The organism is Branchiibius hedensis, assembly GCF_900108585.1.
Classification (GTDB): Bacteria; Actinomycetota; Actinomycetes; order Actinomycetales; family Dermatophilaceae; genus Branchiibius; species Branchiibius hedensis.
The window spans coordinates 1-18182 of the sequence record NZ_UESZ01000003.1; the positions used below are offsets into that span (position 1 = coordinate 1).

At 66.2% G+C, this 18182-nt stretch carries 30 protein-coding genes and 1 pseudogene; 12 read left to right on the top strand and 19 right to left on the bottom strand.

Features of this window, described 5'->3' with window-relative positions; translation table 11 throughout:
• The 5 genes and pseudogenes from DR843_RS20690 to DR843_RS19195 form a co-directional block, all read left to right on the top strand.
• Nucleotides 1-336 (top strand): type IV secretory system conjugative DNA transfer family protein (locus DR843_RS20690; protein WP_170119969.1); only part of this gene is annotated, 336 nt, incomplete at its 5' end.
• Nucleotides 337-765: 429 nt separating this feature from the next.
• A pseudogene (locus DR843_RS20955) lies at nucleotides 766-891 on the top strand (TraM recognition domain-containing protein); the annotation flags it as partial.
• Nucleotides 892-896: 5 nt separating this feature from the next.
• Entirely contained in the window at nucleotides 897-1316 is a 420-nt protein-coding gene (locus DR843_RS20700; protein ID WP_425451582.1) for a TraM recognition domain-containing protein, read from the top strand.
• On the top strand, nucleotides 1303-1788 hold the full coding sequence (locus DR843_RS19190) for a DUF4913 domain-containing protein (protein WP_245934267.1): 486 nt from the start codon (nucleotides 1303-1305) through the stop codon (nucleotides 1786-1788). The genes DR843_RS20700 and DR843_RS19190 overlap by 14 nt, the downstream gene beginning before the upstream one ends.
• A 20-nt stretch (nucleotides 1789-1808) precedes the next feature.
• Entirely contained in the window at nucleotides 1809-2903 is a 1095-nt protein-coding gene (locus DR843_RS19195; RefSeq protein WP_109689431.1) for a hypothetical protein, read from the top strand.
• A gap of 101 nt (nucleotides 2904-3004) precedes the next feature.
• Here the strand turns inward: DR843_RS19195 and DR843_RS19200 are convergent, their stop codons facing one another.
• The 5 genes from DR843_RS19200 to DR843_RS19220 form a co-directional block, all read right to left on the bottom strand.
• Nucleotides 3005-3598 carry a hypothetical protein gene (locus DR843_RS19200; RefSeq protein WP_109689433.1) on the bottom strand — a complete coding sequence of 198 codons (594 nt, stop codon included), beginning with the start codon at nucleotides 3596-3598 and terminating at the stop codon, nucleotides 3005-3007.
• Nucleotides 3595-4071 (bottom strand): hypothetical protein, encoded by a 477-nt coding sequence (locus DR843_RS19205; RefSeq protein WP_109689435.1) that lies wholly within the window; start codon nucleotides 4069-4071, stop codon nucleotides 3595-3597. The genes DR843_RS19200 and DR843_RS19205 overlap by 4 nt, the downstream gene beginning before the upstream one ends.
• A gap of 100 nt (nucleotides 4072-4171) precedes the next feature.
• Nucleotides 4172-5011, bottom strand: a complete 840-nt coding sequence (locus tag DR843_RS20880) for a hypothetical protein (protein ID WP_109689437.1) — start codon at nucleotides 5009-5011, stop codon at nucleotides 4172-4174.
• On the bottom strand, nucleotides 5008-5856 hold the full coding sequence (locus tag DR843_RS20885; RefSeq protein ID WP_342767202.1) for a relaxase/mobilization nuclease domain-containing protein: 849 nt from the start codon (nucleotides 5854-5856) through the stop codon (nucleotides 5008-5010). The genes DR843_RS20880 and DR843_RS20885 overlap by 4 nt, the downstream gene beginning before the upstream one ends.
• 10 nt (nucleotides 5857-5866) lie before the next feature.
• A complete protein-coding gene (locus DR843_RS19220; RefSeq protein ID WP_245934268.1) occupies nucleotides 5867-6247 on the bottom strand; it encodes a MobC family plasmid mobilization relaxosome protein in 381 nt (126 codons plus the stop codon).
• A 257-nt stretch (nucleotides 6248-6504) separates the two neighbouring features.
• On the opposite strand from DR843_RS19220, the gene DR843_RS19225 reads away from it, so the two are divergent.
• Both DR843_RS19225 and DR843_RS19230 read left to right on the top strand, forming a co-directional pair.
• On the top strand, nucleotides 6505-6780 hold the full coding sequence (locus tag DR843_RS19225) for a hypothetical protein (protein WP_109689441.1): 276 nt from the start codon (nucleotides 6505-6507) through the stop codon (nucleotides 6778-6780).
• A 342-nt stretch (nucleotides 6781-7122) separates the two neighbouring features.
• The gene (locus tag DR843_RS19230) at nucleotides 7123-7749 is read left to right on the top strand and encodes a hypothetical protein (RefSeq protein ID WP_109689443.1); all 627 of its coding nucleotides are present in this window, start codon (nucleotides 7123-7125) and stop codon (nucleotides 7747-7749) included.
• On the opposite strand, the gene DR843_RS19235 is transcribed toward DR843_RS19230, so the two are convergent.
• Genes DR843_RS19235 through DR843_RS19245 form a run of 3 tightly spaced genes read right to left on the bottom strand, consistent with a single transcriptional unit; the run spans nucleotide 7726 to nucleotide 9285 of the window.
• On the bottom strand, nucleotides 7726-8280 hold the full coding sequence (locus DR843_RS19235; protein ID WP_172461526.1) for a recombinase family protein: 555 nt from the start codon (nucleotides 8278-8280) through the stop codon (nucleotides 7726-7728). The two genes, DR843_RS19230 and DR843_RS19235, sit on opposite strands and share 24 nt — an antisense overlap.
• Nucleotides 8270-9049, bottom strand: a complete 780-nt coding sequence (locus tag DR843_RS19240) for a Fic/DOC family protein (RefSeq protein WP_109689445.1) — start codon at nucleotides 9047-9049, stop codon at nucleotides 8270-8272. Before DR843_RS19240 ends, DR843_RS19235 begins: the two co-directional genes overlap by 11 nt.
• Nucleotides 9046-9285 (bottom strand): antitoxin VbhA family protein, encoded by a 240-nt coding sequence (locus DR843_RS19245; RefSeq protein ID WP_109689447.1) that lies wholly within the window; start codon nucleotides 9283-9285, stop codon nucleotides 9046-9048. The genes DR843_RS19240 and DR843_RS19245 overlap by 4 nt, the downstream gene beginning before the upstream one ends.
• Before the next feature lie 285 nt (nucleotides 9286-9570).
• On the opposite strand from DR843_RS19245, the gene DR843_RS19250 reads away from it, so the two are divergent.
• A complete protein-coding gene (locus tag DR843_RS19250) occupies nucleotides 9571-9930 on the top strand; it encodes a hypothetical protein (protein WP_109689449.1) in 360 nt (119 codons plus the stop codon).
• Between the two features lie 43 nt (nucleotides 9931-9973).
• Here DR843_RS19250 and DR843_RS19255 read toward each other — a convergent pair whose 3' ends face one another.
• Nucleotides 9974-10168 (bottom strand): hypothetical protein, encoded by a 195-nt coding sequence (locus tag DR843_RS19255; protein ID WP_146202661.1) that lies wholly within the window; start codon nucleotides 10166-10168, stop codon nucleotides 9974-9976.
• Between the two features lie 505 nt (nucleotides 10169-10673).
• On the opposite strand from DR843_RS19255, the gene DR843_RS20430 reads away from it, so the two are divergent.
• The 4 genes from DR843_RS20430 (at nucleotide 10674) to DR843_RS19275 (ending at nucleotide 13257) form a co-directional block, all read left to right on the top strand.
• Complete coding sequence (locus DR843_RS20430) at nucleotides 10674-11096, top strand: TetR/AcrR family transcriptional regulator (protein WP_170119972.1); 423 nt, start codon at nucleotides 10674-10676, stop codon at nucleotides 11094-11096.
• The gene (locus tag DR843_RS19265; protein ID WP_006947560.1) at nucleotides 11093-11440 is read left to right on the top strand and encodes a DMT family transporter; all 348 of its coding nucleotides are present in this window, start codon (nucleotides 11093-11095) and stop codon (nucleotides 11438-11440) included. Before DR843_RS20430 ends, DR843_RS19265 begins: the two co-directional genes overlap by 4 nt.
• Nucleotides 11440-11760 (top strand): DMT family transporter, encoded by a 321-nt coding sequence (locus DR843_RS19270; protein ID WP_006947550.1) that lies wholly within the window; start codon nucleotides 11440-11442, stop codon nucleotides 11758-11760. Before DR843_RS19265 ends, DR843_RS19270 begins: the two co-directional genes overlap by 1 nt.
• A gap of 174 nt (nucleotides 11761-11934) precedes the next feature.
• Nucleotides 11935-13257, top strand: a complete 1323-nt coding sequence (locus tag DR843_RS19275; protein ID WP_109689454.1) for an ISL3 family transposase — start codon at nucleotides 11935-11937, stop codon at nucleotides 13255-13257.
• A 98-nt stretch (nucleotides 13258-13355) separates the two neighbouring features.
• Here DR843_RS19275 and DR843_RS19280 read toward each other — a convergent pair whose 3' ends face one another.
• The 10 genes from DR843_RS19280 to DR843_RS19325 form a co-directional block, all read right to left on the bottom strand.
• On the bottom strand, nucleotides 13356-13616 hold the full coding sequence (locus DR843_RS19280; protein WP_146202662.1) for a hypothetical protein: 261 nt from the start codon (nucleotides 13614-13616) through the stop codon (nucleotides 13356-13358).
• A 148-nt stretch (nucleotides 13617-13764) separates the two neighbouring features.
• Nucleotides 13765-14184: a hypothetical protein gene (locus DR843_RS19285; RefSeq protein WP_109689458.1), complete on the bottom strand. Its 420-nt coding sequence runs from the start codon at nucleotides 14182-14184 to the stop codon at nucleotides 13765-13767.
• Entirely contained in the window at nucleotides 14184-14906 is a 723-nt protein-coding gene (locus DR843_RS19290; protein ID WP_146202663.1) for a hypothetical protein, read from the bottom strand. Before DR843_RS19290 ends, DR843_RS19285 begins: the two co-directional genes overlap by 1 nt.
• A 100-nt stretch (nucleotides 14907-15006) precedes the next feature.
• A complete protein-coding gene (locus DR843_RS19295; RefSeq protein WP_109689462.1) occupies nucleotides 15007-15237 on the bottom strand; it encodes a hypothetical protein in 231 nt (76 codons plus the stop codon).
• Nucleotides 15238-15336: 99 nt separating this feature from the next.
• A complete protein-coding gene (locus DR843_RS19300; RefSeq protein WP_109689464.1) occupies nucleotides 15337-15651 on the bottom strand; it encodes a hypothetical protein in 315 nt (104 codons plus the stop codon).
• A 54-nt stretch (nucleotides 15652-15705) separates the two neighbouring features.
• Nucleotides 15706-16278 carry a hypothetical protein gene (locus DR843_RS19305; protein WP_109689466.1) on the bottom strand — a complete coding sequence of 191 codons (573 nt, stop codon included), beginning with the start codon at nucleotides 16276-16278 and terminating at the stop codon, nucleotides 15706-15708.
• Entirely contained in the window at nucleotides 16275-17072 is a 798-nt protein-coding gene (locus tag DR843_RS19310) for a ParA family protein (protein ID WP_109689468.1), read from the bottom strand. Before DR843_RS19310 ends, DR843_RS19305 begins: the two co-directional genes overlap by 4 nt.
• Nucleotides 17069-17287, bottom strand: coding sequence for a hypothetical protein (locus DR843_RS19315; RefSeq protein WP_109689470.1), 219 nt, complete (start codon nucleotides 17285-17287; stop codon nucleotides 17069-17071). The genes DR843_RS19310 and DR843_RS19315 overlap by 4 nt, the downstream gene beginning before the upstream one ends.
• A gap of 102 nt (nucleotides 17288-17389) precedes the next feature.
• On the bottom strand, nucleotides 17390-17773 hold the full coding sequence (locus tag DR843_RS19320; RefSeq protein ID WP_109689472.1) for a single stranded DNA-binding domain-containing protein: 384 nt from the start codon (nucleotides 17771-17773) through the stop codon (nucleotides 17390-17392).
• A gap of 89 nt (nucleotides 17774-17862) precedes the next feature.
• Nucleotides 17863-18099 (bottom strand): hypothetical protein, encoded by a 237-nt coding sequence (locus tag DR843_RS19325; protein ID WP_109689474.1) that lies wholly within the window; start codon nucleotides 18097-18099, stop codon nucleotides 17863-17865.
• Nucleotides 18100-18182: the final 83 nt, after the last annotated feature.

Below are 18182 nucleotides of genomic sequence, written 5' to 3' on the forward strand. Positions count from 1 at the left end.
CACCTGGACATTTGGGGGCCACGCACCGGTAAGACGACCTCCCGGGCGGTCCCGGCTGTGCTCGACGCACCGGGCGCGGTGGTCTGTACCTCCAACAAACGCGACCTGTTGGACGCAACCCGCTTGATCCGCGAACGGCACGGCCAGGTGTGGGTATTCGACCCTCAACAGGTTGCCCTCGAACCGGCGGACTGGTGGTGGAACCCGCTGACGTACGTCACCGACGACACCAAGGCCCGCGGCCTGGCGGGCACTTCATCGCCGGGTCACGCTCGGCGGATGCCAAGTCCGATGCGTACTTCGACGGCGACGCGCAAAACCTCCTCGCCTCGCTGATCTTGCCGCTGCCCTGGGTCGGCGCCCGATCACTGAGGTGTACCGGTGGCTGATCCGCCCCAACGACCAGTCCCCGGTGGAGATCCTGCGTGACAGCCCCTACGACCTGGTGGCCGATCAGCTCGCCGGGATCATGGCCTACCCGGATGAGCAGCGCGGCGGCGTCTACGGCACGGCCAAGCAGATGGCTACCTGCCTGACCTCGCCCGCGGTCGCTGCCTGGGTGACCTCGCCCGCCCAGCGTGGCCAGCTCGACGAGCGGCCACAGTTCGACCCGCACGCTTTCGTGCGCGACGGCTCAACGCTGTACGCCCTGAGCATGGAAGGCGAAGGCACCACCGGGCCGCTGACCACCGCCTTGACGGTGGCCGTGACCGAAGCCGCGACCGACCTGGCCACCGAATGGCCGGCGGCCGGCTCGCTACTCCGATGCTGTGTGTCCTGGACGAGGCCGCGAACGTGTGCCGCTGGCGGCGCCTGCCAGATCTCTACTCCCACTTCGGATCTCGCGGAATCATCATCATGACGATCCTTCAATCCTGGTCGCAGGGCGTTGAGGTGTGGGGTGCCTCCGGGATGCAGAAGCTCTGGTCCTCGGCCAACGTGAAGGTTTACGCGGCGGTGTCTCCGAAGAGGACTTCCTCGACAAACTGTCCAAGCTCATCGGGGACTACGACAAACTCACCAGCTCGATCAGCGCGGGCAAGGGCTACCGGTCGACCAGCCGCCAGCTCACCCGGGAGCGGATCTTGGACGTCGAGCAGCTCGCCGCGCTGCCCAAGGGCCGGGCCGTGGTGCTGTCCTCTGGTAACCGCGCCGCCATGATCCGCACCAAACCCTGGATGAACGGTCCGCACGCCCACGACGTGCGAGCCTCCATCACCCTCAACGACCCCAACGGCGCCGCGACGATCGCGGACGCCTTCACCCAGCTTCGCCAGGTCGACCAACAGGAAGGAAACACCGATGAGCACCACTGAGATGAGCGCGACTGACGAGTGGGAAGAAGCCGTCAACGGCCTAGCCCCGGCGGCGCCATCACCAGACGAGCCGCCGCCGCTGGTGTACGGATCGGTGGATGAGTTCGTGCGCGAATACCTGATCCAGACCTACCGGCGCGTCATCGCAGGCACCGGGCAAGGAGCGGTGTGGGCCGCGAACTGGTGGGACTACGACGAAGCCGTGATCCGGCTGACCGCCCTGTGGCGGTCCTGGGAACAACTCCGGCTCGACCCAGCCACCGGGATGAGCGTGTGGTGGAAAGACCACGCCGACCACCACATGGCCGTCCTGCTCGACTCTCGCGGCCCGTTCGCCAACTCCGACTCCAAGAACCGGACCGGCGAACCACTGCCGTACACCCCGCCCCCGCCGGGCATGTTCCCCGACGAGCGGCTCGCCGCACCCGGGGAACACGCCACCACTACCGACGCCGACCCGATCGCCGCCTAACCGAACAGGAGCACAACACCATGAGCGAGATCCACGACCAGCCAGACGGCATCGCAGACGAATTCGACTCCACCATACGAACCGGTGTCGCGGCCGCCGCCCAGGCCGCCGAGCAATGGGCCAGGCGCCGTCACGCCAAGATCAACGACCGCCAAAGCGCTGCCGCAGGCGACGACAGCGCCCCGAGCGGGCCACGCCTGGATGCCCAGCAGAGCGCCGCTCAGGCATCCCTAGAACCGCTGCGCCGCACCGACTGGTGGGACAACGCCACACCCGACCAAGTTGTCGAGGCCTACCGCACCACTACCGCCTGGCCCGATCAGCAATGGGCCACAGATAACGCCGCCTTGATCGCGGGTGAGGTCAAGGAACGGTGGAACGTCGAGATCACCCCCGATGACACCCCCGAGAGCCTGAAAGACAAACTCGACGACGCCACCAACACCAAAGCCGCCGACACCGAGCAGGGTCGAGCAGACGCCGACGTGGTGGAAGCCGAGCGGCTCATGGCCCGAGCCAACGGCCTCGACGATCTCGCGGACTCAGCCCACACCGAGCACCGCGACGCCGAGAACGACCCCGACATGGACACCCCCGGCACCAGCGAAGCGTCGACCGGCCCGGTCGACGACCTCAGCACCGACCAGGCCGACCCGGCGGCCGGACCGGCCCTCTACCGCTCAGAGGACGGCGACATACCCGTGATCCTGACGGGCAACTCGGTCGCAGACGACCAGCAGCGCTACTACGAAACCGAGCACGGGCAACTGGTCCCGGACAAGGACCTCGAAATCGACCTCAGCCCAGAAACACTCGGCTACCGAGCCGAATGGCACAGCGAGAACGGCCGCGTCGACGAAGCCGCATTCCGCAAAGCAGCCGCAACAGCGGCAGGAGCCGCGGACCGCAGCTACGACAGCGCCGACCGGCGGGAGAAGTTCGCGGACTCGATGCGCGCCGAAGGCGTGCCCGAAAAGAACGTGCAGACCCGGCTCCGCGCAGACGTGTCCTACGGCGCACCCGCGACAGCAGCAACCAGCCCGGAGAAGTCCTCGCCCTCAGCGACGACCACCGCAACGAAGGCGAAACGCAAGCAGCTCGGCCGTCGTCGCTGAACTCCGTGCAAACTGCCCGCCCAGAAGAAGGGGCGGGCAGTTTCGCGTGTTAGCGACCAGATGTGGTGATGAGGCGGGTAGACATGCCGTGACCGTTTCGGTCAGGGTGTGCGGCCTTCCGCATCCGGCGCGGTCACGTCGTCGCCGGGGAACGCGCCCCAGGTGCCGATCCGGCCGACCATCGCCGGGGATAGTCCACTCACCCGGGCCAGCGTCGCAGCCTTCACACCCTGCGACAGCAGAGCTTCGATCTGACGATCCCGCTCGAAACGGGCGCTCTTGATCGCCTCCTCTGCTCGCTCCAAGGCCTCCAACGCCTGGCGCAACGGTGCGAGGTTGTAGTCCGAGCCGTCCGGTCCGTCGTCGTGACGCAGGATTTCCACGACGGGATGCGATTTGATCCGGGTCAGAGCGGTCCCCGCGTCGGGTGCCGGGTACGCCTCCCCAAAGTGGAAGATGATCGCCTTGCCGACCTGCGGGGACCGGGACAATGAGAACCGGGTGTGCCGTGAGCCGGGGATGCTGCCGCGATACAAACCGCGCGGCTCGTCCCCATGCGGCTCCCAGGCCGGGTTCGGCTCGTAGGCCAGGGGGAACCGGTTGCCGTGGTCATCGATGATCGTCGCCGCCCACCACGGGTTCTCCTCATGCCGTGCGGGTAGCTCGTAGACGCTGCGGGCCAGGTCCTCACTCATGCGCCGATACCGCGCTGGATCTCAGCCCAATCGGCGTCCGTGATCGCGTCGGCCAAGTCGGTGACCCGACCGAAACCTTGCGCGTTCTCCACCCACTGCTGGGCCGTCAGGTAGGCCGACAACCAGCGGGCAGCGTAAGCGAGCCCGGTCCACGGCAACGCCTCGGCCGCGCCCTGCTCGAAGAGGAGCCGACGGGCCGACTCGTAGCGCTCAGACCCGGCCGTGTGCCGACCGGCGTAGGCGACGCACTCACCAGCGATGAGCGTCCGGTCCGCGCTCTGGTTTCCGGTCAGGAAGGCCCGTACCGCATCCAGTTGCCAAGTGCACGCGGCCAGACCTTCGCCGGTTCGCAGATTCGCACCGGCCAGGAACGAGAACGCCGGTCCAGTTCCCAGCTCGTGGATCAGGGACCGAGTCTCGTCCTTGATGCAGTCCAACGCCTCGGCGGTGCTGGCCCATTCGGTGGTATTCATCTTCGGCCTTCCTCGATGCGGTCAGTCCGCCTCTCCACCAATAACTATACACCAGTAGCGAAAAATTAACGATACTCCGGTTTATGTCTTGTCGGTTTGGTCAGCGACCGCGACCCCGGCGACGCGCCGCGTCTGCCTCGGTCGGCCGGGCCTGCGAGTTGCCGCCCGTAGGGGTCAACCGGCCCGGAATCGGGCTGGGGAACGACGCCTGAGCCGGTGTCAACGTCTCGCCGGTAACCGAGTGCGTCGTCGACTGGGGCACGGTCGACGACGCAACACCGGCCGGTGCGTACGCCCGGGCAACCTGCACCAGCTCCTCACGCATCAACTGGTCCAACGCCGCTTGTCTGCGGACCTGGCCAGAAGCGGCGCGCATGTCCCTGATCGCCGCGGCCGACCGGAACAGCTGCGCGATGACCGCGGCCTGCGCCGCGGCATTGTTCTTACCGCCCGCGGCCGCCAGCAACATCGCGGACGCAGCGAACGAGGTCTTGTGGACCGGCACACCCGTGACCGGCCGCTTCGTCTGCGCCGACTTCGACAGCTCATCCGCCGCCCGGGCCAACGGTCCCGGCGTCGCCTCGACCCTGGTCGACCACGCCGCGAACGCACCCGCTGCGTCCCGGGCCGCGATCGCCCACCGTGCCTGATCACCCGGTGGGGTCTGCGCCAGGATCTTCAACTGCGTGGCCATCTCGGCCTGGTATTTCTCCCACACCGCGGGCGGTGGTGTGCGCGTCTCCCGACCCGGTGCGACCGGCCGCTTCCCGCGCTTGGCGGCCGCCCACTCATCCGCTGCGGCCTGCGCGCCCTGCGGTGTGTCCTCCCACATCGACCGCAACCGCGGCAACGACAGATCCCGACCCAACCGGTTCCCGCCGTACCAAATCGGGCGCTCACCCGCGACCGGTCGCGCCGCCACCGAATACCCGGTAATCACGTCCGTTCCACCATCGGCGTACCGCGGCCGAACAAGCAAGTTCTGCTGCCGCATCCGGCGCACAAACTCCGCCTCATCCTTAGCCGCGGCCGCGCACCCCGCACCGCCCGGGCCAGCGCAACCCGGGGCTGGTCCGCGGTCAGCTCCGCGTTCATCCGGGCGCCACGCTCGGCCGCGGGAAGCTGCCGCCACACCGGGTGCTGGCGTCCCTGCCTGGCCTCCTGTTCGCGCCACGTGTCGTACTTCGCCCGTGCCTTCGAGCGGGCCTGAGCTTCGGCCTCGGCCGGGTGGTAACCGCGCGTCGCCAGGCCGCGCTCTGGTCCCTCGACTGGCATCAGGCCGTACTTCTTTTCCAGCTCCCGGCATGCGTCCTGAGCGGTCTTGTAGTCCCGCCACGGCGCGGCCTTCGTGCCATCCTCACGGACCAGGTTCACCACCACGTGAATGTGGTCGTTCCCGTTCGTCGACAGTCCGTGACGGACCGCTACCCACCGGCACGGGGCCTTGGTTCCCTCCTGATCGTCAAAGCCCATCCGACTCACAAAGTCGTTCGCGATCTCCTGCCACCGCTCATCGGACAACTCACCCTCATCAGCCCGAAGCGACAGCGAGCAATGCCACACATGACCGCCTTGAACGTCCACGCCGTACACCTTGTTCGGACGTTCCAAGTGACGTGCGATCGCCATCGCAGACGCTTTACCCAGCTGGTTGTCGTCATGCCACGCCAGCATCGCGCCGTCACCAGCAACCAAGTGCGGGTCGGTGTGCTCGTTGCGCTTACCCTCGCCCACCAAGTAGCACATCAAACCCGCGGCGCGGTCGCCACGAGTCACGTTCGGCATCACGGCACCATCACCGCACCAACTCATCCAAAACAGCATCAATCCGGTCCGCGACCCGGCGCACCGCAGCCATCGCCCCGGACAACTCCCGCTGCACCTCACCCGTCGCGTTCGTGGCCTTCGCCATCTGGTTCACGTTGTTCGCGATAGTCCCCAACAACCGGTGCACACCAAACAACTCCGCCGCAGCGTTCCGCCGCTCCGTGACCGTCTCACCACGCTCAGCAGCCAACGCCGACTCCACCAACAACCGCGGCACCGTCACACCCTGAGCAAGCGCACGCTGCAACAACAACGCCTCCTCCTCCGGTGTCACCTTCACCTGGTGCTGATGCTGACGCCCACCGGCCGCATTCGCCCGCCGACGACGCCCAAAACGGCGACCGCTCACCTGCTCACCATCCACGCCCGCCGCCTCCTTCCTTGCCCGTCCCTCGGCCCAGCGCAGCGACCCCGCCCCAGCGGGGACCGGCCACACCCCAGTGTGGCCCCAGTTCCGCCGCGCGTCCAGCCGCGGAACCCCATTTAGCCATGCTAAATGCCTAGCTTGCTCCGTCAGGCACAGCCTTTGGTCGTTGCGCACCGTAGGTGCGGGCTTGGGTGCGCCGATAACGTGCCGCGGACCGTTTCGGCGCGTACAGTATCGGCATGAGCGAATTCAACGCAGAAGCAGTCGAAAACGCCGCGCGGGTCATGAACGACAAGCGCCTGGAATCCGTGCGGAGCCTGGTCGACGCGCGGCAGCGCCTCACCGACGCGCAAACCGCCGACCAGGCCGCTTACGCGGCCGCAAGGAAGGCAGGATGGACCCCCGAACAGCTAGCCGAACTCGGGATCAGCGAGCCAACCAAACCCGCGCGAGCACGCTCCCGTAGGTCACGGCGTGGCACGGGCGAGGCACCTGCCGTAACGGCTGACAATTAAGGCATGACGGGCAACGTGGGGCGCTCCGCTCCCGGGCCGACGGATTCGCCTGTGACGCTTCACGTCCGTGCGTTATGTGATGCCGCGCGACAGGCAGATGACAGCTACGACGCGTCCACTAGCCGGTGGTGGCGGCGTCGAGCGGATCAGAGGAGGTTCGACGCCAGGGACAGGCGCGACGGTGCCGTCATCGGGTCGCGCCGGGCGCTAGTAGCCGAGTCGGTGGCACGCCTGAGTCCTCCCCCGGGGGCTCCAAGCTGGGGGCGCCCCAGCGCCGAGTTGGTCCGCGAAGATGTGCGCCGAGCGGTTGGGTTCAGTGTTCCGTTACCCGACGCGTGGTTGATGCGAGCCATCCACGGCGGCTACGAACTCGAAGCCGTCCAGGCCGACCTCGAAGTCGTCCGTGAAGCGTTCCAAGACGCCGGTGATCGCGCGGCTGAACTAATGCAGTCACACGACACCACCAGCAAGCCCAGCACGTCATGGGTGCGGACGGAGCCGACACCTACAGAGGCCGCCATCATCCGGTTCATCCAAAGTCCGCTCGGCCAACTGCGCCGACCCGTAACCGTGTGGCGCGGCGAGAGTCCCAGCACTCACCGCACCAGCTTCACGGCAGCCGCGCGCGAGGCTCAGCCCGGGCACGTACTGACACGTGTCCCAATACCGCTGTCCACATCACTGTCACCACGCGCAGCGGCTAATCCCGAGTTCTGCCCCTACGGGACCGGCAGCGCCTCTCTCGGCAGCGGGTGGCTGCTCAAGATCCGTGTCGAACGACTGCTGTACGTCGGCGACCGGGACGACGGCCTGGCCGACGAACAAGAAGCAGTCATCTACGCTCCACAACTCCTCGTCGACGACGTTTACGAAGCCGTCGTCACACCGGGCAAGCTGGCCACCCGGTACGTGCAAGTGATCGCCTGCCACCCGATCGTTCAGGCTCTAAAGGGCCCGACGGACCGATGAGGCCCCGACGCCCAGCGTGCGAGCAATCGCCGCATAGGTGAGACCCTCGGCACGCATCCTGCGCGCCTGGTCAACCCGGTCCGGGGTCATCACCGACGGTCGACCACCAACCCGGCCCTGCGCCCTGGCAGCCTCCAAACCCAGGCGCGTGTTCGACCGGATCGTGTCGACCCGTAACTGCGCGAACACCGCCACGATCCCGAACAGCGCCCGCCCCATCGGCGTGGTGGTGTCAATATCCGGCTCGGTCAACGACTTGATATTGACACCTCGATCGTGCAGCTCGTTGATGATCTGGATCGCCATCGTCGTAGTGCCGGCCAACCGGTCCAAGGCGCGCACGACCAACGTGTCGCCCTCCTGCAAGAACGTCAGACACTCGCGCCACTGTGGCCGGTCGACGGTGCGCGAGGACTCCCCGTGGTCGACGAATACGCGACGACACCCCGCCGCCCGCAGCATGGTCTCTTGGCTGCCCGGGTCTTGGTCCCTGGTTGAGACCCGGGCGTACCCGATCAAGTCACCGGCCACGGCCGCGCTCGTCGTTCCGGTAGCCGCCCTGCTGCCGCGGGCTGCTCGACGGCGACTCAGGCACGCTAGAACCCGGCGCCAGCGGGTACGACGCCCTCACCGCAGCCGACAGACCACTCGATGACCCTGCGGGCTGTGCGGTGCTGCGCGGGTGAGTGATCGCCGCAAGGACCGGAACCATCGGCGCCGGGTCAGGCTGATGGCGATCCTCACGCAGCGTCGTACGCTCCGAGATCTCGTTCCACCAGTCGGGAGTCACCTCATCGAAGTGCAGCTCCCACGGCGATTGCCGGGCAACGTCATCCAAGAACAGTTTGGTTGTGCGTCCGTTCCCCTCACGGAAAGCGTGGGTCGCGTTGACCCACGCGAACGTGACTGCGACATCGCGCGCGAACTCCTCCCGGCCCAACTCTGACCACTCGCGGCTACGCACGAATCCCTCGACCGCTTGCAGCACTGCCGGAATCTCATCGGGGTGGGCGAACCTGCTCTGCCCCTTGCCGATCGGAACGGTCCGGTACTCCCCCGCCCACTCATAGATCCGGTGGAACAGGTGTTTATGGATCGCCTTTGCTCGCGCCTCGCCCCACCCCAGATCTTGATGGGGTGTCGTTGCCCACTCGCGCGCAGCGCGCGCCGTGATGGCGTACTCAATGTCGCTGAGCCGGTCGGCGTCGCGCAGACCGAAGTTGTTACGGAGTGTGCCGTTGCCGGTCCAGTCAATCGTTTCTGGATAGAAGTACGACTCCCAGGAATCGAACTCGCTCACGCGACCGTCGACGCCGCGGCAGGATGGCGACGTTCAGCCGCTGCCAACGCGCGGCGGACAAATTCTTCTTCGTCGATGGCTCCCCGGGCCTCATCCGTCAGGTTCTCCACGTCCTCGCGGTTGGGGACCCACCCCTCATGCCAGGACGCGGCCAGCGCGTTCAGGACCGCTCGCCGCTGCCTCGCGTCGAGCTGCTCGAACAACTCGGGCCAACGCTGCTCAACGTCCAATGCCATGACCGCTCCTTGCTGGTGGAGATCTCCTTCGCCAAGTCTACGGCGGATCACGTCAAAAACGGTCCGATCTAGTTTCGGCGCAAATTGGTTTCGGCTCCGAGTTTCGGTGCAGCGTCACCCGCGGAATCTCGCGGGTGACGCTGCACCGGTTCGGGTGCGCCGAAAACGACCGAATCTGCGCCGTCGAGAGGTCCTGTCGACTTCCTACAGATCGACTCGCCGCGTAGCGCCCTTGTCGGACCACCAAGACAGAATCGAACGTGCCGACCACCAAGGAGATAGCCAATGTCCACTTCAGACCGTGCCGCCGAGCTGCTCGCCCGAGCCAAAGAAATCGGTGCCTACGCCGCCGAGCTCGAACTCGGGATCGCTAAGTCCGGCAGTAAGCCGGACGATCTGATCCACCATCTCGGGGACGACACCGGGCGTGTGATCACTGACGCATACCGTCTCGCGGGCGCGGGTCTGGCCGCCGAGGTCGTCGACGCCTACCTCGTCTCGTTCAACGCGGCCAGAGCGCGGGCAGGATGGGCACCGCTCAGCAGGGAGGACGCCATTCACAACCTACAGTGGGCCATCCTGCCCCAGGGGATCACAGCCGAGGAGCAGCAAGAGGTGCGCGCAGCCTTCAGTGCGAGAGGGTAGGTCGACCCGGCCGGTAACGACCGTTACCGGCGGCGGCGCACCCCTACCGCTGATCCCTCAAATACTCGCGAGCGAGCACCACAGACATAACCGCTGACACCACGGACAGCGCGGTCAGCGACCAGCCGACGGCCAGCGCCGACCCGTGACTCAGATGTGCGGCAGGAACGCCCCAGATCGCAACCAGAGCCAGGAGCACCGATACCCCGGCCGGGATGAACAACAGGGTCCGCGGCATCACTCTCGACCTCGAAGTTCTCTGCGGATCGTGATACCGAGATCAATCAGCGTGGCAATGGCCAGAGCAACGATGGCGATACCGGACACCACCATCCCCACAGTGCGCTGCAAACCGGCTCATCCCAATCGAGGGTGTAGTCGCGGTCTGGAAGTCGCCGGCTTTGAGTAGTGGCCTAGCGATAGTTGATGAGGTTTCGGAACCCACGCGCGGAAGTCACAGAGGTGTTCGAGTCATCCGTTGATCGCCTTGGCCGGGGCGTCGTAGGTGCCGGGCGGTCACGCTCTTAGCATGCTGACGCTCAGCTCGGGAGGCCCAGCTCACCATGAGTTTGTTACTTACCCTACCGGTAGGTAGAGTTGTCGATATGAGTACTAGTGCACCTGCCCACCGACCGTCGGCGCGAGGCGGCGTTCTCGCCAGCACTCTTGCGTGGGCCCGCACTGGCGCCTCTGTTTCCCTGGTGTCCGCAGCTCGCGCTGCAGGAATCACTAAGGCTGGCCTGATGTACCACTTCCCAACCAAGGAAGCACTGATGACCGCCGTCATCGATTACCTCCTCGACGGCTACGAGCGGGATCTGGCCGCCCGCCTGGCTACCACCAACCCAAACGTACCCACGATCAGCGAACGCCTCGCCGCCTACGTTGACTGGGCTTGCGACGGGCCGTTCGACTACGGCGACCTGGTCATGTTCACCGACCCCCGCCTGCGCGAGCCGCTCACCGAGCGATGGAACAGCCGCATGGGGGCCTGGGTCGACGTCCCCGAGACCCTTCCGGCCGACCAGCGGGCCCGCCTCCACGGCGTCCGACTCTTGGCCGACGGCATCTGGCTCAACACCGCCGGCAACGGCATCGCCCTATCCGACGAGGACACCGACGCCATTCGAGCACTCGCACACCACCTCATCCAGGAGAACTCATGACCAAGTGGCTACTGCTCGCGGGGGCCATCCTCAGCGAGGTCACCGGTTCGCTGTCGCTGAAGGGAGCACTCGATCGACCCGGACTGTACGTGCTCGTCGCGGCTGGCTACATCGCCTCGTTCATTCTCCTCGCTCTCGTTCTGCGTCAGGGCATGGCGCTGGGCGTCGCCTACGGCATTTGGGGCGCCCTCGGTGTCGCCACCACCGCCGTGATGTCGTCGCTGATCTTCGATGAAACCCTCACCGCACTCATGGGCGTCGGCATCGTCCTCATCATTGCCGGCGTCCTCACCGTCGAACTCGGCTCCCAGCACGCGGTCAAGAACCTCGAAGAAGCCACCTGATGGCTTACCTGTTCCTCCTCGGAGCCATCATTGCCGAGGTCAGCGCTACCCTCTCGCTGCGCATGGCAGCTACTGGCGTCCGCGCCTACTACGCCGCCGTCGCCGGCGGCTACCTCTTGGCCTTCGCGTTTCTCACCCTCGCCCTTAATGAGGGCCTGGGCCTCGGTGTCGCTTACGGCATCTGGGCAGCGTCCGGAGTTGCCCTAACGGCCGTCGCGTCCAAAGCCCTCTTCAAGGAGCCGCTCACCGCGCTCATGATGGGCGGCATCGCACTCATCATCGCCGGCGTTCTTCTCGTCGAGCTCGGCGCCCTGCACTGACTGAGATCCCCATCCCCACGACGTCGTCGCTCACAACGGAGCAAGGCCTTGGCAACGGGCTTCTGATGAGGTGTACTCGTTGATCGAAGCGACTCCGGCGCGACGGTGGCTAGATCGTGGTCGAGGTCTTCGGAAGATGACGTTCCACGCCTGACATCCGGAGGTCTGACGTCGTTGCCTGTCGCTACCGCTCGGGCCCGCTTCGCTCGCCCGGACCTGACAACGTTCTGCCGACTCGACGAACTCGACCTCGTCGTGACCGGCCAGCGCCTCGAGCCCGACCGCGCGGTGCTCGCCTGCAGAGTCCTGACCCCGGACGAGTGGTGTCGACGCTGCGGCGCCGAAGGCGCTGCTCGGGACACCGTGATCCGTCGGCTCGCGCACGAGCCGCTGGGGTGGCGACCGACGGTGTTGGAGGTCGCGGTGCGTCGCTACCGCTGCACCGGCTGCGGGCACGTGTGGCGCCAAGACACCACCCGTGCGGCCGAGCCGCGGTCGAAGCTCTCGCGCCGTGGGCTGCGGTGGGCGCTCGAAGCGCTGGTCGTGCAGCACCTCACCGTCACCCGGATCGCCGAGGGACTCGACGTCGCCTGGGACACCGCCAACGACGCCGTGCTTGCTGAAGGCCGACGTGTTCTCATCGACGACCCGGCCCGCTTCGACGGCGTGAGGGTCATCGGCGTCGATGAGCACGTCTGGAGGCACACCAGGCGCGGCGACAGGTACGTCACCGTGATCATCGACCTGACCCCGATCCGCGACAAGACCGGCCCCGCCAGGCTGCTGGACATGGTCGAGGGTCGCTCGAAGGAGGCCTTCAAGACCTGGCTCGCCGCCCGACCCGACACCTGGCGCGACGGGATCGAGGTCGTCGCGATGGACGGGTTCACCGGCTTCAAGACCGCCGCCGCCGAGGAGCTCCCCGACGCGGTGGCGGTCATGGATCCGTTCCACGTCGTCCGCCTCGCCAGGGACGCGCTCGACCGGTGCCGGCGCCGGGTGCAGCAGGCCATCCACGGCCACCGCGGGATGAAGGGCGACCCGCTGTATGCCGCGCGGCGGACCCTGCACACCGGCGCCGAGCTGCTGACCGACAAGCAGGCCGCTCGACTCCGCACGTTGTTCGGGGCCGAGGAGCATGTCGAGGTCGAGGCGACCTGGGGGATCTACCAGCGGATGATCGCCGCCTACCGCCACGAAGACCGCCACCACGGCCGCGAGCTCATGGCCAACCTGATTGCCTCGATCAGCAGCGGTGTCCCGAGGGCGCTGGTCGAACTCACCACACTCGGCCGGACGCTGAGGAAGCGCGCCGACGACGTGCTCGCCTACTTCGACCGCCCCGGCACGTCCAACGGTCCGACCGAGGCGATCAACGGCCGCCTCGAACACCTCCGCGGCAGTGCTCTTGGGTTCCGCAACCTCACCAACTACATCGCCAGGAGCCTGCTCGAGACCGGCGGGTTCAGACCCCGTCTACACCCTCGACTGGGATGAGCCTGCAAACCCGTGGGGCCAGCCTCAAACATCCAGTAGACCAGCAGCGCCGACAGGTCCGCGACGATCATGTTCGCTCGCATTTGCTCCCACCTTCCCTACGAGTTCCGCGCTTGTGTGAGGGCCTCGATCAGCCCATCGATCAATGTCCCGGTGTTGGCGTGGTCGGCATCAAAAGCGATCCAACTCGGTATGACCGACCACTCGCCCGCTGAATCCATCCGCAGCGCCTGGTGCTCCTCGTTAGTCGAGAGCACCCTGATGACTAGCTGCCCCCGACTGTTGACTCCGGCCTCGAACTGATCCCCCTCACGAATCGAGAGGTAGGTGTCGCGTTCGTCGATAGGCAACCCCTTCACTGCGAACACTGGCCTATCGGCACCCATCACTGGTCTCCGTTCTGGCGAGGTTTGTGCTGGCAGTAACAGACCCGCTGAGGTCCCGTCCGACCCGCCTTGGTATCGATGCAATCGGCTGCGATGTGCGGCTCGCGGCAAGGTTCGCAGATCATGACGCATGCTCGTCTTGGGAGGTACGCCGCGGGAACCGCACGACCTCGAACCCTACGAACACCACGGCGAGCAGACCCAGCGCCCAGAAGTTGCTAGACCCGGCGCAGATGAAGGCTGCGGCCGCCGCTGGTGCGGCGTCTATTACCGGCCACGCCGCTGACGTGAGGGCTGATCGCGGCTCGGGCCGATGCGGGAGCTGATTCAACAGATGCCTCCGCCCGGCGAAAGCGGTGTAACCCGGGACCGCGATCCAACCAGCCGAGCTATGCAATGCCTGGCTCGCGAATGCGGCGACCGCCGCCACGAACGCTAGGACAGCGCAGATGCCCAGCACCCACGCCCGGACCGTGATCGCGACTTCCTCAGCCGCGCTCAGACCGGACCCTGTGCCGACGTGATCCTCGTCCGTCACCATCAGCCCTTCTCCTTCGTCCCGCGCGCCCAGCTCTTCTTCTTTGATCCACTCCCCCCAGTCTGGCCTCTTGCACCGACAGTAAGGTCCGCGCTGGTCGCCGCCCATTGCTCGGCGTACCGGCGCAACGCCCGAATCTGGTCAATGACGGTGTTCGCTTCGTCCCGCACCATCGCGTCAATGTCATTGCTCGCGAGGTCGAGGATCTTGCCGTAATCCTGAGCGGGTGTCGTCCCGTCGTCTGTCACTTCAGCCCTCAGAGTCGGGGGAATGTCCTCAAAGCTGGTGGCCGCGTTGATGATGGCTTCACAGACACGATTCACACGATCCCGACGGCCCGCATCGAGGTCCCCGTTCAGCAGGCGCAGGAGGGTGCTGGCTGCGCCCGTCCGCGCGCTCCGCCGGAGAATTTGAACTGCCTCAGGCTCTGGGTTCGACCTGACCACCGCGGGCTTTTCACTCTTCGACCTGACCACCGCGGGCTTTTCACTCTTCGACCTGACCACCGCGGGCTTTTCACTCTTGGGTGTGCGCTCGGTCAGTGTGTAGGGCGCCAAACTCCCGCGCTGCCAGCAAGACCGGATGATCCAGAGGCTTACTGAAAGGACCGCCAGCACGCTGGCGAGCCAGATGCACCAGCTCATCACGTGCTCGAATGCGGCTTCTCCGGCTGGTACGCCTGGACCCGGAGTCGCGCTGCCCGCGAGGTTCGTAAAGTTGTTCATGGTTCGAGCTCCTATCTCGATCCGGGCCTGGTCAGCGTTGCCTCGCTGGCCAGGCCACCACTGGTTGGGGTTAGTAGAGGGAGTCGGTGTCCCGACGTCCCTACGGCTGCACGGTGCGGCAGTTATTGGCGGAATAGAGGTCCTCGACGCAGCACTCACGGCGCCGCCGGAACGGGCCGAGATGGCCAACGTTGGGATCGCATTCGAGCGCATCGGCCATCTGGTCGGCCTCATCAGCGCCGAGGGGACCAACGAACCAGACCTCCTCCGATCCGTCCTCGTCCGTGTCGGTGACCTTCACGATGTAGGTGTTGCTGTGCTGAATGCTCATGGTGTGCTCCCTTGGTGGTGGGGCTGGTAAGTTCCCCGGGGTTGGTCTGCCGTGTTGATACTGTCAGTCTAGTCTAGTTGGTCAATGCTGGCTAGATAGTCACTGGTCAATTACTCGGAGTTGCGGTTTGCCGATCCTGCGATCGACCGCCGATGTGAGGGCGTATTCGAGGCGTCCGCTGGGGTCGAGGGCGAGCAGCTGCCCGATGGTGCCGGTGGCGTCCCTGACACTGCCTGCCACGTCCTCCCATGTGACGCCTGCTTGGGTGAGTATGAACGCGACCTCGCGGGCCAGCTCGGTCACGTCGTTGAGGTAATGCTCTTGCGCTTCCGGGCCGCGCTGCCAGTACCGCTCGGCTTTGAGGAGGACGGCAGCGTCTTTCACGGCCTGGTGCTGCGGATCAACGTCGCTCATGGCGTGCTCCTTGGTCTAGTTGGTCACGGTGGTCTAGTAGGTGTGTGAGGTCATTCAGCGCACGAGTCGGTTCGGCAGCCGTGGCGGCGGGGTGGGTAGGTCGCCGCCGTTGCGGTCGCGGGCTTCCTCGACGCTGTATGCGATCGCTTCGCCGCACCATGCGCTGTCGGAGGGCCAGCGTCCGGCGGACCGATCGGCGGTGATCGCGGCCCGCATCCGTTCGAGGATCTCGGTCGGGACCAGGAATGAGCGGGTCGCGCCGGTGCGCTCATCGGCGCGGCCTCGCGGTTGTGCACCGGAGCGCTGTTTGGGGGTGCGTGCGGCGTAGGTGTCGATCGCGGCACCGATCCACCGTCCGAAGGTGTCGGCCTCTCCCCCGTTGGTCCAGTCGGCCAGGTAAGCGGCCTTGGCGTTGTCGAATTCGGCTGGTGTCAGGTAGATCCCAATCCGGGTCGTGTCCGCGGCAGCCGCTACAGCCTTGCGCGGTGCCGTTGCTGAACTCGAGGTTTTCGTGACCGCCCGCTTGGGCGCACTTGGTGCGGGGGCCGCGGCGGTCTCCGGAGCCGGTGGCGGGGCTACCGGTGTTGATCCGGCCAGGGTCGATTTGCGGGGTGCGGGGCGGTTCATGTCCAGGCTCCTTCGATTGCGGTCAGGTGGTGGGCGTAAATCTGGCCGATCGCGGCCGCCTCGGGCGTCCCCCACTCATCGAGGCCGCGCGCGGCCTCGGTGGCATCAGAGATCACTACTCGCTTGGGAATGGGAGGATCGAGCACCTGTAGACCCCGCGTATCTGCTGCGGCGTTCAACTCCTCAACCCAGGTCTTACCGCTGACCGTGCGTTCCTCGTGCTGGTTCACCAGCACTCCGGCCACGATCAGACCGGCGTTGTAGTAGGTGCGTACTTCATCGATGGTGGTCAGCAGTTGCCCAAGTCCGTTGCTGCTGAACAGTTTTGAGTGCGTGACCACGAGAACGCCGTCGGCGGCCGTCAGGCCGTTGATCGTGAGCTGATCCAAGCTGGGCGCGCAGTCGATCAGGATCAGGTCGTACTCGTCGACTACCTCGGCCAGGGCTCGCGCTAACCGGCCTTCGCGGCCCGCGCCAGCGATCACCAGCTCGTCACGTACTGATCCCAGGGTGGCGCCGCTGGTGGGCACCACGTCCATGCCGGGCCAGACCCCGGCAACGATCACGTCCTTGATCGCCTCGTCCGCTCGACTGCTGAGGGCGTCCGCGAGGCCCGCCTGGTCCTCCTCGACTTCCTTCTCGGCCGCGACCGTTGTCAGATTGCCTTGCGGGTCGTTGTCGACCACCAGCACGCGGCGACCACGCAACACGGCCGCCCGGGCCAACTGGAAGGTCGTGGTGCTCTTGCCGACCCCGCCTTTCTGGTTGCACAAGGTGATGATCCGGGCGCTCATGACGCGCTCTGACTGTGCGCCCGGCGCAGCTCAGCTAGCGCCTCGCTGACCTGGCGGGTCTGCTCGCCGTAGGTGAGCTGGTCCCACTGCCGGCCCAGCGTGTGACGTACCCATGCCTCGGCTAGTCCGACATCGGTGCGGGCGCTCAGGGTCGCGCCGTCCTCGGTGGTCAGGCTCAGATCTCCCACGATCGGAGCTGGTCGGCTGGTGCTCATTCGTCTACTCCTGCTGCTGGTTTCGGCTGGCGGCTGTCATCATGCGGTGCGGCGGGGAAGCGAGCCACCTGGACCACTCCCCCGCCATCTGTCGCGGTCCTCTTAGAACGGCGGTTCGTCCTCAGCCACGGCCGCGGTGCCCTTGGTGATCGTCACGCGCTGCCCTCGCAGACTCACGCCGATCTCCTCGGCGCGTACCTCGTGCTGCAACCGCGTTCCGTTCTCGCTGCGGTACTCACTGACCCGGTACCGGCCGCTGAACGTGACCCGGATGTTGCCGGAGGCCTTCGCGGCCTCGACGAGGTTGACGGCCTGGGAACCGGACACGGCCACGTCGTAGCCGATCGCGGGACCATCGCTGTAAGCGCCGTCATCGTCCTTGATCCGGTCGGTGACGATCACGCGGGCGAAGGTGTACGGGCCATTGATTCCTTCGCGCAACTCCGGCGCTGCGGCCAGGTTGCCGGTGCGGGTGATGTAGCTCATGGTGTGCTCCTTAGTTGTGGTGGTTGGTCTGCCGTGTTGATGCTCTAATTATGGCCTAGTTGGTCAATACTGTCTACGAGTTCTTTGCTCTATTTCACCGTCCTTCCGCGCCAGTCGAAGTCCGCGGGGTGTAGCTGTAGCGCGCTGGGTGTCCGCATAGCCCAGGCATGGGCGTCGCGGATCTGCTCCTCGGTGATCTCTTGCCGCTCGGCCTGGTTCAGCAGCTCCCGGTATCGGTCGCCGTCTGCGGCGCGCACGGCCGCGACCAGCTCGTCGAGGGTGCGCCATACCTCGGTCAGTGTTGCTGTGGGCTTCTGAGCGTCCATCTGGTGTGCTTCCTGTCCTCGTAGACTCATGGTGTGCGTCCGGCGTGGTAACCGGTCGCCGTGTTGATGCCGTCCCCCCGGTT